The organism is Actinotignum schaalii FB123-CNA-2, assembly GCF_000411135.1.
GTDB lineage: Bacteria > Actinomycetota > Actinomycetes > Actinomycetales > Actinomycetaceae > Actinotignum > Actinotignum schaalii_A.
Genome location: NZ_KE150263.1, coordinates 508,478 through 520,456, shown reverse-complemented (window position 1 = coordinate 520,456; position 11,979 = coordinate 508,478). Strand labels below are relative to the sequence as shown.

General features: G+C 64.8%; 9 protein-coding genes. 5 read left to right on the top strand and 4 right to left on the bottom strand.

Annotated features, from left to right (window positions below; genetic code table 11):
- Nucleotides 1-11: 11 nt before the first annotated feature.
- The 3 genes from HMPREF9237_RS07520 to HMPREF9237_RS07510 are packed head-to-tail and all read right to left on the bottom strand — an operon-like array spanning nucleotide 12 to nucleotide 3,063.
- Nucleotides 12-1,514 carry a DUF2142 domain-containing protein gene (locus HMPREF9237_RS07520; protein WP_016443145.1) on the bottom strand — a complete coding sequence of 501 codons (1,503 nt, stop codon included), beginning with the start codon at nucleotides 1,512-1,514 and terminating at the stop codon, nucleotides 12-14.
- On the bottom strand, nucleotides 1,511-2,443 hold the full coding sequence (locus HMPREF9237_RS07515; protein ID WP_016443144.1) for a glycosyltransferase family 2 protein: 933 nt from the start codon (nucleotides 2,441-2,443) through the stop codon (nucleotides 1,511-1,513). The genes HMPREF9237_RS07520 and HMPREF9237_RS07515 overlap by 4 nt, the downstream gene beginning before the upstream one ends.
- Nucleotides 2,444-2,445: 2 nt before the next feature.
- A complete protein-coding gene (locus tag HMPREF9237_RS07510) occupies nucleotides 2,446-3,063 on the bottom strand; it encodes a dTDP-4-dehydrorhamnose 3,5-epimerase family protein (protein WP_016443143.1) in 618 nt (205 codons plus the stop codon).
- Between the two features lie 166 nt (nucleotides 3,064-3,229).
- Between HMPREF9237_RS07510 and HMPREF9237_RS07505 the strand changes: the two genes are divergently transcribed.
- Both HMPREF9237_RS07505 and rfbD read left to right on the top strand, forming a co-directional pair.
- A complete protein-coding gene (locus HMPREF9237_RS07505; RefSeq protein ID WP_016443142.1) occupies nucleotides 3,230-4,924 on the top strand; it encodes a DUF2142 domain-containing protein in 1,695 nt (564 codons plus the stop codon).
- A gap of 37 nt (nucleotides 4,925-4,961) precedes the next feature.
- Nucleotides 4,962-5,819 (top strand): dTDP-4-dehydrorhamnose reductase, encoded by an 858-nt coding sequence (gene rfbD, locus HMPREF9237_RS07500; RefSeq protein WP_016443141.1) that lies wholly within the window; start codon nucleotides 4,962-4,964, stop codon nucleotides 5,817-5,819.
- 173 nt (nucleotides 5,820-5,992) lie between these two features.
- Here the strand turns inward: rfbD and rfbA are convergent, their stop codons facing one another.
- Entirely contained in the window at nucleotides 5,993-6,883 is an 891-nt protein-coding gene (gene rfbA / locus HMPREF9237_RS07495; protein WP_016443140.1) for a glucose-1-phosphate thymidylyltransferase RfbA, read from the bottom strand.
- 313 nt (nucleotides 6,884-7,196) lie between these two features.
- On the opposite strand from rfbA, the gene HMPREF9237_RS07490 reads away from it, so the two are divergent.
- The 3 genes from HMPREF9237_RS07490 to HMPREF9237_RS07480 are packed head-to-tail and all read left to right on the top strand — an operon-like array spanning nucleotide 7,197 to nucleotide 11,902.
- On the top strand, nucleotides 7,197-7,475 hold the full coding sequence (locus tag HMPREF9237_RS07490) for a WhiB family transcriptional regulator (protein ID WP_039899145.1): 279 nt from the start codon (nucleotides 7,197-7,199) through the stop codon (nucleotides 7,473-7,475).
- A 36-nt stretch (nucleotides 7,476-7,511) separates the two neighbouring features.
- Nucleotides 7,512-10,523, top strand: coding sequence for a glycosyltransferase family 2 protein (locus tag HMPREF9237_RS07485; RefSeq protein WP_016443138.1), 3,012 nt, complete (start codon nucleotides 7,512-7,514; stop codon nucleotides 10,521-10,523).
- Nucleotides 10,523-11,902, top strand: coding sequence for a DUF5719 family protein (locus tag HMPREF9237_RS07480; protein ID WP_016443137.1), 1,380 nt, complete (start codon nucleotides 10,523-10,525; stop codon nucleotides 11,900-11,902). The genes HMPREF9237_RS07485 and HMPREF9237_RS07480 overlap by 1 nt, the downstream gene beginning before the upstream one ends.
- Nucleotides 11,903-11,979 lie beyond the last annotated feature (77 nt).

Genomic DNA, 11,979 nt, shown 5'->3' with positions numbered 1-11,979 from the left:
AGCCCATGGAATTATATGACGGGCACGGGCGAATCGGCACATCTCCTTGCGTAGCGCCACGTCAACACCAGGTACGTGCCCGCCACCGCGATGGCAAGCAGGGCTCCGATGAGGGCGTGCGGCGGGGTATCGGTGAGGATCCGCCACAGCGGCGCCGTGGTGATACCCGCGTAAAAACGCCAGGCCATCCGCACCGTAATATCAACGGTCGCCAGGAAGAAAAGAGCGGATGTCGCTCGAGCAAGTGCCCTGCTCGTTGTGGAACGACGGCGCCCGGAGGTTGCTTTGACCGCCACGCACACCCAGAAGAGCGGGAAGAGGAAGGGGAAAGCGTAGCGGCCCTGCCAGATAGGGAAGGTGGTACGGCTCAACACCAGGGTGTTCATGAGGACGGCGCTAAGCGGGAGGGAAATAAAAGCCAGCGCGATGGATACCCGGTGCCGCAGCTGTCCCCACCGCCACGCGGCCGCCACCACGGCGAAGATAACCACCCAGTAGAGTACCGTGACCGGAACCGAAGTGGTGACGGAGCGCCAGCCGGCAGTTCCGATGGTTTCGTGCATGTAGTAGCGGAAGTTCCCGAGCAGGCGCAGCGTGAGAGCAGTCCAGCCGTCATTGGTGACTTCGGTCGGTGTGGGGCCGTAGATTGTTGAGATACGGGTCCACGCCAGCCAGCCCACGCATCCGGCGGCGCACAGAGCCAGGAATACCCCGAAAGCGCGGGTGCGCAGGTAGGTGCGTACCCGTTCGCGTCCAAATACCCCGGCGAGAAGCAGGCACATGGCAATAGCCCAGTACGGGCCCACCGGGCGCGCCAGGATGAGCAGCAGTGCCGCGCAGCCCCCCGCGATCCACCGTTGTGCCGTTTCCCGTGGGGGGAGAGTGCGGATGAGCGGGATGAGACACCCGGCCATGGCGAGGGCCGCCCCGATTTCCAGACTTTGCGGATTGGAAAAACCCGCGAAAATGAAGAAAGCCGGGGTGAGAACGGTAAGGGCAATAAAAGATTCAAGACGGTGGGGCAGACCGGTCGCGAAAGCGGAAACCCCGAAAGCTGCCAGCAGCGAAAAGAGCAGCGCCGAACACATCCGCACGGCCCACAACGCTGCCGCACCGCTGAGGAACCGCAGGGGCTGGTGGGTGAGGGCGTAGTAGAGCGGTGGGTAATTAACCGCGCTTGTGCCCATTTCCCGCAGGGTGGCATCGGAACTGAGCGGGGGTGAACACCACGCCGTTTGGGCGCGAGTGGTGCGCCAGCAATCGGGGGCACCCGAGCGCAGGTAGCGCGGGGCGAGTACCCGTTCCGATTCGAGCGGAATATTACCCGTGACCACCTGGTATCCGTAGATTTCATGCACGGGTTCATCCGGGGACCCCTGCAGCGGGGTGAGTAGACTCAGGCCCGTGGTGTAGCAAAGAAAAGCGAGGAAAGAAAAAAGGAAGACTCGGGGGGACCACAGGCCGCGCGCGGGGGGAACGTGCGGTTCAGCTGGAAGAGGCGCGTGTGATGTCATATTTTCGCGTCACCGATGCGTCCGCCACGCCGCCGCCGCGCGTCGCGTAAGCCCTGGCGCATGAGCTGGCGCCGCTCGGCCCCGCGGTCGAGGAGCAGTCCGTTAAAAGCGAGATATTTGGCCAGCCACCAGGCGTAACGCATCCGCCACTTGCCCGGGAATAGTGAACTGCCGATAACCCGGGCAGTATTGCGTACCAGATAGTAGTTGCGGATCGGCGCGTGTACGTGCACCGGTTGCGTACGTCCGGGAAGAAGAACGACGGCGTCCCCCAAAGAATGGTAGAGCCGGGCGGCCGTGACGCACACCAGGCGCCACCCTTGGCTCCGGGCGCGCACGCCCCACTCCAGGTCCACGTGGTCAATAAAGAGGGCGGTGCCCATTCCGCCCACGTCATCGAGCGTTTCCATCCGGATAAGGCACCCGGAGGCAATGAGGAAAGCAACGTCAAGGACCGGGCGTTCCAGTTCGGCCGCGGTGGCACGCTTGGGGGCCCACTCGCGAGCGACGTAGACCAGCTGATCCTCCCCTTCACGCTCTTCGCTGGGGAGGGGGCCGGCAGCACCAATCTGTGGATCACCGGCCAACACCTCAAGTAGATGGGCCACCATATCCGAACCCACCAGGGAATCCTGATCCATGAGCAGCACGAAACGAGCGCCGCGGGCGCGGGCTTGCTCAATCCCGATATTCGTGGCCGCCGCAATACCGAGATTCTGCTTCAGCGGAATGAACTGGGCACCCACCGCGCGAGCGCTTTCCGCTACCGCTGCCCGGCGCGATTCTTCCGAACCGTTATCAATAACCACCACGTGCCCGACCTGCAAGGCTAGCGCGGTGAGACGGGTGGTGCAATTCCCGTCTGGGTTATAGGTGATAACGACCGCGGTGACCTGGTTAGCGAGGGCGGATAGCTCAGCCCGCTTCATATTTAGCTCCGCAGGGTGGCGAGGAAAGCCTGGACATCCTCATAACGAGGGAGGAGCCCGCTGCGTTCGGCCTCATCGAGGCCGGGGGCATCGGTATCCTTGGGGGAGAGCAGCAGCTCAAGCTTCTTACCCTGGCGATCAGTTTCCGGGAATACCAAGCCCACCTGCGAGCACAGCGGATTAACCCCGTGTTCGCGGCCGGGTGCGTATTGCGCTGAGCACAGGTAGACCACGGTGGAATCATCTTCCAGTGCTACGAAGCAGTGGCCCAGGCCCTCGGAAATATAAATGGCTTTCCGGGTGTCATCATCGAGAAGAACGGAATCCCACTTGCCGTAGGTGGGGGAGCCCACCCGAATATCAATAACGAAATCGAGAACTGCACCGCGCGGGCACATAACGTATTTCGCCTGGCTGGGCGGCACATCGGCAAAATGGATGCCGCGGACGGTGCCGGCTTTCGATACCGAGGTGTTCACCTGGCGCACATCCAAGCGGTGACCGATTGTTTCTTCAAAAACGGAGGATTTGTAGGCTTCTAAGAAAATACCGCGTTCATCGGGGAAATGCTTGGTGGTGATTTCCCATGCGCCCGAAATCGCTAATTCCCGAATCTCCATAATGTTCCCTCACTCGGCTACTCGATGTACGGGAACTACGATACCTTCTCCGCGCCGGTGATGCGGAAGCTAGACTGGAATAACCAACGCGCTTCCCGCGGCCCTACCTATACCATCCGGTGCGGAGGGGATCGCCGGGTGCCCCGTGAATTCCCCGAAGGACCGTATGCGAACCAGTGATACCACCATGAGCTCACGCCGTTTCTATACGTGTGCGGGGCTCCTCACGGTTCTTTTCCTTATCTGGCAGATGCTCTGGGCACTTGCCAGCCCGCCACTGCGCACCCCGGATGAGCCCCATCACCTCAATTCCATTATTCGACTCGAGCAGACGGGGCAGTGGCCCGATCCGGGAACAAGTCGGCTTTACCGTGATGTTTTTGAGGCGTCACAGGCCAGCGGCCTGCTGGTGGAGGACGCCCCCAGCTACTCCCTGCATTACCGTACTCGCCTCGGGCGAGATGCCTGGATCGGTACGGATCCGGATTCCTATGCCAGCCAGAGAATTCTCCCGCACGAGCAGCGCCGTTCCCCACGGGCCGAGGAGACAGTTCCTATTTTGGATCAGATGACTCAGCATCCCCCGCTCTATTACGCCGGCGGGGCACTGGTGTTGCGAGCTACCGGAATGACGGATGCCCCCTGGGACCGCCAGATTCTTATCCTGCGGCTCTACTCCATTGTGCTGACCTCGCCTCTGGTGCCCTGCCTTATTTTCGCGGCTCGCCGCGCCGGATTGAGCCGACGCGGTGCACTCCTGGCCTCCGGTACCGTGTACGCGATTCCCATGCTCGCATTTATCTCCGCTTCGGTTACCAATGACGCGCTCTTCATCGGTGCTGGTGCCCTCAACATGGCAGCGGTGAGCGCAGCCATGTTCGGAGCTGGGCGGTGGCGCACCGTACTGGGGGCTGGGCTTGCCTTAGGACTCGGCTTGTGGAGTAAGGGGATTTTCATTCCCATGGGGTTGGTGGTCTTTCTTTCCTTCCTTGCCAATCCGCATGTGGGAACGTGGGGGCGGCGCCTCGCCCAGGGCCTGAGTGCGGGACTCATCGGTGTTCTCGCCGGCGGCTACTGGTGGCTGCGTAATATCGTGCGCTACGGGGTGATCCAACCCGATGGTTTCCAGGCCCAAGCCACGGAGCCGGGCACAAATATCGGTTTCTTCGCCGAGCGGGTGACCACGTCCTTTGTAGACTCCTTCTGGTCGGACTTCGGGTGGCTGGATGTCACTTTTGCGCCGCCGCTTCTCATTCTCCTTACTCTTCTCGTGGCTATTTTTCTTGCTCGTGCCCTTCGCACCCACCCGGATAAACGCTGGCGCCTACTTCTCTTCACCGCGAATATTGTGCTGGTCCTCGGCATGCTCATCGTGCAGGCCTATAACCAGTACCGCGGATTGGGAATTATCGGCGGGGTGCAGGGCCGCTATCTTTTCGCCGGTGCCGTTGGCTTGCTCGTGGTCATCACGATGGGCGCGGCCGGCCACCACTGGGATCCGCCGCTGCCCGGAACCACGAGCCGCCCCCGTTACCGCGAAGAAGCCGGGTGGCGCAGTTTCCTCCTCCCCGCACTAGTAGCTGGGAGTATGCTGCTCTCCGCTTACGCGATGCTACTGTGGTTGCGCTCATGCTATCCGGGGGCTTTCGTGGGAAGAGGCATAGAGCGCTGGGCGCTCGCTGCGGGGCTGCCGGCACCGGTACTCGGGGCGGCAGTCACGCTCGGATACGTCGCGCTCCTCGGTGGGAGTGTGGTGTACTACCGGCTTGTTCGCGCCCAGCTGCTGCCCCAGTTTCGCCCCGTGAGGCCGGCGCACCGCACCGCGGGCTCATCCCACGCTGCCGCGGCTTTGGTCCAATGAGTACAATAACGCGGGTATAGACAAGGAAAGGACACCCATGCGCTGGATGGTTACCGGAAGTCGGGGAATGCTCGGCCAGGATCTCGTTGCTTTGCTCGCACAGCGGGGGCAGAACGTGCTCGCCGTAGATAAGAGCGAGCTGGATATTACCGATCCGGCCGCGGTAGCGCACCTGGTCGATAAGGTCGACGTCGTCGTTAATGTTGCTGCGCATACGGCCGTAGATAAAGCCGAAAGTGAGGAGGCGGCAGCTTTCACCATTAACGCAACCGGCCCGCAAATCCTAGCCCGGCGTACCGCGCAGATCGGCGCGAAACTGGTGCAGGTGTCCACCGACTATGTATTTTCCGGCGATGCCGTGGACCCGTACGAAGAAAATGACGTCATGAACCCCAAGGGTGCCTACGGGCGCACCAAAGCGGCCGGGGAGTGGGCGGTGCGTGCCGAAACGGACGACTACTATATCGTGCGGACCGCGTGGCTGTATGGCGCCCAGGGCAATTGCTTCCCGAAGACGATGGCGCGCCTGGCCTGCGAACGCGATGCGCTCTCCGTGGTGACCGATGAGGTGGGCCAACCCACCTGGACGGTGGACCTCGCCGATCTTATCTACCGCATGGTCGAAGCGAATATTCCCTCCGGGACCTACCACGGCACGTCCTCGGGGAAGACGAATTGGTGGAATTTCACCCGTGAGATCGTATCGACGCTGGGTAAAGACCCGGCGATGGTGGGGGAGACGACGGCGGCTGCCTTCAACCGGCCCGCACCGCGCCCGCATTTCTCGGTGCTCTCGCACGGCGCCCTGCGCCGGGCCGGTATCGAGCCTATCGGGGATTGGAAGGAACGCTGGGAAGCCGCGGCCCCGAGCGTGCTCGCGGAGTACCTGGGCTAGCCGAGTACCTGGGTTAGCTGGGTGCCGGGGCTAGCGGAATAGCAGTGGACTAGCACGGCACACGAACGGGGCGGCCGACACCATGTCAGCCGCCCCGCTTCATGTGAGTGGGCCCGAACGGCGGACCCGAGTCCCGTGTTACGGACTAGAGTTACGTGCCCGCCAAGCTCGTTTTAGTAGCTTGCCGAAGGAATATCGTGCTGGGCTTCCAAGATCCCGAGCAGGTAGTCCCCGTAGCCGGACTTGCGCAGCTTTTCCCCGCGTTCACGCAGCTCCTCATCGCTGAGGAACCCGCGCCGCCACGCTACTTCCTCGGGGCACCCCACCGAGAGCCCCTGGCGTGCCTGGATGGTGCGCACGAAGCTGGTGGCATCCGCGAGGGAATCGAAGGTGCCGGTATCCAGCCACGCGGTACCGCGGTCGAGCACCTCAACCTTGAGTTTGCCCGCCTCCAGGTACTTGCGGTTGACATCCGTGATTTCGTATTCCCCGCGCGCGGAAGGTTCGAGGTTGCGGGCGATTTCGATAACGTCATTGTCGTAGAAGTACAGGCCCGGTACCGCGAAATTGGATTTCGGGTGGGCGGGCTTTTCCTCAATGGAGATCGCCTTGAAGTTTTCGTCAAATTCGACGACGCCGTAGGCGCGCGCATCCGAAACATGGTACGCAAAGATAGCGCCACCATCCGGATTGGTATTGCGTTCCAAGCGACGTCCCATCGTGGGGCCGTAGAAAATATTATCGCCGAGCACCAGCCCGGCCGGTTCGTTACCGATGAAATCGGCGGCGATGGTGAAAGCGGTGGCCAGCCCATTGGGCACTTCCTGCACCGCGAAGGAAATACTGATGCCGAATTGGCTGCCGTCCCCGAGGAGCCGGTGGAAAGCCGGGGCATCTTCGGGTGTGGTAATAACCATGACGTCACGGATTCCGGCGAGCATCAGCGTGCTCAGGGGATAGTAGATCATCGGTTTGTCATACACGGGTACCAGCTGCTTGGAGGTGCCCAGCGTAACGGGATGAAGTCGAGTGCCGGAGCCTCCGGCCAGAATGATTCCACGCATAGGGTCATTTTTGCCTATTTGCAGGCCGGGCGCCACCGGCCAGGTCGGTTTCGGGTGCTGGCGGGCCGGTTACGCCCGCGGTGATTGTGAGCAAATCGCCCACGCGGCACAAGGCGCACCCGGCCGCGGCAACACGCCGAACTCGAACGGAAGTTCGGGTGGGCAATATACCGCTTTCGCTTGACTTTTGGGGTATGACACGCTTGTAATTTATAAAGACACCTTGGTTAGAGGAGGACATGTGCGGAGGATTAACCCCGGCTTGCGCGTCGCGGGGAACGGCGGATTGACGCCGCAGGACGCCCAGGACGCCATGCTCGACATCTTCGACCTCGGTTATGAGAAAGCTGATTCGGCATCGCTGCACTGGCGTGAATCTGCGCTGTGTGCTCAAACCGATCCCGATATTTTCTTCCCTGAAAAAGGCGGCTCCACCGCCCCCGCCACCTCGATCTGCCACGAATGCCCGGTCCGGGAGGAATGCCTCGAATACGCCCTCCAGCATGATATTCGTCACGGTATCTGGGGTGGTATGTCGGATAATGACCGCCGGCGCCTGAGCCGGCAACGCCGCCGCGTCGGCGAGGCATAACCGCCCAGCGCCCGCGCTGGCGTAGCATCAACAGCAATGCAGTTCAGAATTCGCGCTCTCGTTATCACCCGGCCGGGCTCCGCTTATCTGGAGGACACCCTCGCCGCGCTGGAATCCTCCACCCGGAAACCCGATGCCATCAGCGTGCTTACCGGAAAACTCGGGGCAGCTGTCAATAACGCGGTTGCCGCGGACTCCCGTGAATCAAGCGGTGAACCACACGGCGCCGGCGAGTCCACCACCGCTGAATCGACTGCCGCACAATCCACCACCGGCTACGACGCCTACTGGATCCTGCACGACGATAGCGCCCCCGCTCCGGAAGCCCTCGCGAACCTCGCCCGCACCCTGGAAAACGCCGCGAATATTGGCGCGGTGGGCTGCAAACAGGTGGATTGGTCCGATCCTGGTGCACTTCTGGAAGTCGGAATCCGGGCCACCCGCAGCGCGCGGCGAGTTCCGGAAGTCGCCCTCGATGACCGCGACGGTGGGCAGCTGGACGGGCGCTCCGATGTCCTCGCGGTGGGAAGCGCCGGCATACTCGTGCGCGCTAGCGCCCTGCGTGAAGTCGGCGGTTTCGATACCTGGCTGGGGCCCTTCGGGGACGGGCTCGAACTCTCGCGGCGCTTGCGCGGAGCGGGCTGGCGCGTCGTCGTGGAACCTACTGCTACCGTGCGCCACGCGCGTGTTTCCCTCGGTGAGGACGGCCGTGATTCCTTTGCGGCGCGCCGCGCCGCGCAACTCTACAACTCCGTACTTGCCGCACCCGCGCTGCTCGCGCCCGTCCTATTCCTCGGGTACGTGCTACTCGGCCCGGTGCGGGCGCTGGTGCGACTGCTGGGCAAAGAGGCGCGGCTTGCGGACGGTGAAGTGCGCGGGGCCGCTCGGCTGATCGGGAGCCTTCCGGCACTGATGCGGGCGCGGCGGCGGCGCCGGCGCACCGAAAAAAGCCGCGCCGGACTCGCGGCCCTCGAAGCTCGCGGGCGTGATGTGCGCGCGGCGCGGCGCGAAATGACACGCAGTGAACGGGAGAAAATCCGTTTGGTGGCGCGCCCGAATCCGCTCGAAGAAGCAGAACGACGGCGCTGGCGCCGGTCCACCGCACGCGCCCGGAGCACCGTCCTCCTACTGACCGCACTCGTGGCGGGTGTGGCTGCTTTCCCGCTGCTGCGCGGCGGATATCTTACGGGCGGAGCGCTGCGCCCCGATGCCCTGACCGGCACGGAACTGCTGCGCGCTAGCCTGCCCGGCTGGCTCGCGGTGGGCGATGGCAGCCCCGGGCGCATCGACGCGCTGTGGACTTTACTCTCCCCGCTGGCGCTGGTACTGCAACCCTTCGGGGGCACCCTGGGGGACGCCGCGGTGCTCCTGCTTCTGTGCGCCCCCGTGCTGGCCGGTATGACGGCTTTCTGGGCGGCCCGCACCCTCACCTTCTCTCCGCACGTACGCGCGGTGGCCGGCCTGGTCTGGGCCGGGGCCGGGCCCCTGGTGGGGGCGCTGAGCGCGGGTCACGTGGCCGGAGCTCTCGTCCATATTCTCCTACCGGTGCTGGCCGCCTCGGTGCTCTCCGTATGGCGCCTGCCCCGCACCCGCGACCGTATCGAATCCACCGCGGGCCTGGGCACCGCGGCCCTAGCTGGTATCTACCTGGCGGCGGCTGCCCCGGTAATGCTCGCCGTTCTTCTTCTCGTTGCCCTGGTGGGGGCACTGCGCTGGCGGCGCCTGCGCTGGCTGTGGGTCGCGATCCCCGCAGCCGCGGTGGTCATTCCCGGGCTTGAAGCATCCTGGCGCTTGCTTTTCGCCACCCCGGGAGAGCCTTTCGCGGCCCGCCCGGGCCCGCTCGATCTCCTTTCCTTCTTCCCGCTCACCCAGCCGGAGTCCCTCCCGTGGCTCGGGGAGATTGCCATGATCTGCGCGGTGTGCCTCGTGGTCATCGCGGTACTGGCCCTGGGGCGCGCCCGCAATTGGCAGCGCATCCGCGCCGGCTGGCTGATAGCCGCGGCTGGTTTCGCCTGGGCGGTCGCCTCCACTCATGTTTCGGTGGCCCAGGTGTACGACGGCGCTACCGCACTCAGCGCGCCTGCCTGGAGCGGCATCGGCTTGAGCGTGGCACTCGGCGGGCTGTGGATCGCGCTGGTGAGCGCCGGGGATGGCCTGCGTACCGATATGAGCGGACGCTCCTTCGGGCTTTTCCAGCTCCTGGGTCTCGGATCGGTCGCGGTCCTGATCCTCAGTGCCCTGGCCGGATCGGGTCTCTACCTCAGCCGCGCCCTCACCGGCACCACCGAGCTGCACCCAGAAACCGGCCGTTCGGTGCCGGCCGCTGCCATCCTCGAAGCATCCTCCCCGGACCGGGTGCGGGTCCTCTCCCTCTATCCGGCCGAGAACGGTATTCGAGCCGAAATCTGGCGCGGGCCGGGCCGCCAACTCACCGATAGCACCATGGCCGGCGCGCTCGCGGCCCTGGAAGGAACATCCGCGGATGATGCCGCCGCGGCGGACGTGGCTAGCGCCGTCGCCGATATGAACGCCGGAAACCCGCGCGCCGCGGAAACCTTAGCCGAACACGCTATCTCCTACGTGGTTATTCCCGCGCAAGCTCCGCGCGCCGGGGAACTGGCCCGCGCCCTGGGCGCAACCGGCCGTTTCGATATGATCAGCGCCAATGAGCAGATGCTTTCCTGGCGACTCACCCGCAGCGAGGCGAGCGCCGTGGATGCCGCGCGCCTCACCCTGGACGGCAGCGCACTGCCCGCCGGGCGCTACGGTGTGGACACCGAGCTACCCGCACGGGCGGGACGTAACGGCGGGATTGTGCGACTGGCCGAACGCCAGGACCCGCTCTGGGAGGCCCGCCTGGACGGCCAGCTTCTTCCCACCTATAACGCGGGATGGGCCCAAGCTTTTGAGATTCCGGCCGGGAGCTCCGGGCGCCTGACAATTTCCTATAACCGCACCGGGGATGCTCTGGTGGCCGGCGCGCGGATCCTCGCCGTGGTCGCGGCGCTCGTGGTCGCCATCCCGGTGCGCCGGAAGGTGGTCGAGTAATGGAGCAGGTTCGCGAGGAAACCGAAGTGGGGCGCGCCAGCGGGCGCGGGGCGCGTTGGCGCCGCCTCACGGTGCGGGCCGGGAGTGCGCTCGCGGTGCTGGGAATCGCCGCCGCGGCAGCGGCGGCCGGCGTCGTGCTTCCCACCGGGGCTCCCCGCGCGGTAGAAGCCGAGGTGGCGAGCGCGGGAGAAGCCCCCACCCAGCTGCTGTGCGGTGGTGGATTTGAACAAACCATTTCCGCGGGTATGACCGTGGAGGGCACCCCCGGGGGAAACGCGGATAATATCGCCACCCAGGTGCTACTCTTCGGTACCGCGGATAAGGAGGCGCGCGCTGCGCTACCCGCCGGAACCATACTGAGCGCCGATCCTGGGGAGGTTCTCTCCGGTGCGGTGTCCTACAGTGCCCAGGGCGGTAACGGGCGCGGCCTGGCCACGAATCCTTGCGTGAGCGGGGCGGGGGAGCTGTGGATCACCGCCTCGGCCACCACCGTGGGGTACTCCAACCAGCTTCTTCTCACCAATCCGGGAGCCGCGCCCATTACTGTCCGGGTCGATGCCCTGGGCGGTGCCGGGCCGCTCGGCACGGTACGGGTGGCCGTTCCCGGGCGTTCCACCGTACGTCACACCCTGGACGGGCTGCTCGCCGAAGACTCCCGCCTCGCCCTCCACCTGAGCACCCCGGCCGGCACTTTCGGAGCGACCCTGCAAAATCAGCATATTTCCGGTACCAGCGGCGCCGGGGTTGATTTCGCCACCGGTGCCCCGGCCGCCACGGAACTCACCATCCCGGGAATCCCGGAGGGCTCCACCCTGCGCATCGCCAACCCGGGAGAAGCCACCACTTTCACGGTGCAGCTCACCGCAGAAGACGGCACCACCCGCACCCTTCCCGGCGGAGAGGACGTGGCCATCGCCGCAAATTCCGTTATGGATCTCACTCTGGCCGGTATCGACCCGGGTACCTACGCGGTGCAGGTGCGTGGGCCGCAGCCCCTCGCCGCGGGTGCGTTACTGGGCGGCGGGGGAGATACCGCCTGGGCCAGTCCGGTTGCTCCGGCCGCCCGCACCGCGGGAAGCTTCGGGCCCGGACCGGCCCGCCTTGCGCTGGCCGGGCGCGGCCACGTTGAGATCACCCCGGTGGGAGCCGACGGTGTGGATCTTGACCCCGTGAACGCCCAAGTTTCGGGATATACCACGGTGGACCTACCCGAAGCTGCTCGCGGATACCGCATTGAGGCAGAAAACCCGGTGAGTGCCGCCGCGCTTGTTCGTGCCCCGAACGGGGAAGCTGGCGGAGCGAGCGGCATTGACTGGGTGGGCGCGGTTGCCGACCAGCGCGAGGCGCTCTCTGCCCGTGTCGCGGTGCGCCAGAACTAGAAACCGCGGTGCGAGCAACCTAGGCGTGCACGATCAACAAAAACGCACCACCGCGGCCGCCGCGGCGCGCATAAACG

What these genes read in the sequence shown, in the direction of transcription:
- HMPREF9237_RS07520 (WP_016443145.1), bottom strand. Translation starts at nt 1,514, where the DNA reads ATGACATCACACGCGCCTCTTCCAGCTGAACCGCACGTTCCCCCCGCG.
- HMPREF9237_RS07515 (WP_016443144.1), bottom strand. Translation starts at nt 2,443, where the DNA reads ATGAAGCGGGCTGAGCTATCCGCCCTCGCTAACCAGGTCACCGCGGTC.
- HMPREF9237_RS07510 (WP_016443143.1), bottom strand. Translation starts at nt 3,063, where the DNA reads ATGGAGATTCGGGAATTAGCGATTTCGGGCGCATGGGAAATCACCACC.
- HMPREF9237_RS07505 (WP_016443142.1), top strand. Translation starts at nt 3,230, where the DNA reads ATGCGAACCAGTGATACCACCATGAGCTCACGCCGTTTCTATACGTGT.
- rfbD (WP_016443141.1), top strand. Translation starts at nt 4,962, where the DNA reads ATGCGCTGGATGGTTACCGGAAGTCGGGGAATGCTCGGCCAGGATCTC.
- rfbA (WP_016443140.1), bottom strand. Translation starts at nt 6,883, where the DNA reads ATGCGTGGAATCATTCTGGCCGGAGGCTCCGGCACTCGACTTCATCCC.
- HMPREF9237_RS07490 (WP_039899145.1), top strand. Translation starts at nt 7,197, where the DNA reads ATGCTCGACATCTTCGACCTCGGTTATGAGAAAGCTGATTCGGCATCG.
- HMPREF9237_RS07485 (WP_016443138.1), top strand. Translation starts at nt 7,512, where the DNA reads ATGCAGTTCAGAATTCGCGCTCTCGTTATCACCCGGCCGGGCTCCGCT.
- HMPREF9237_RS07480 (WP_016443137.1), top strand. Translation starts at nt 10,523, where the DNA reads ATGGAGCAGGTTCGCGAGGAAACCGAAGTGGGGCGCGCCAGCGGGCGC.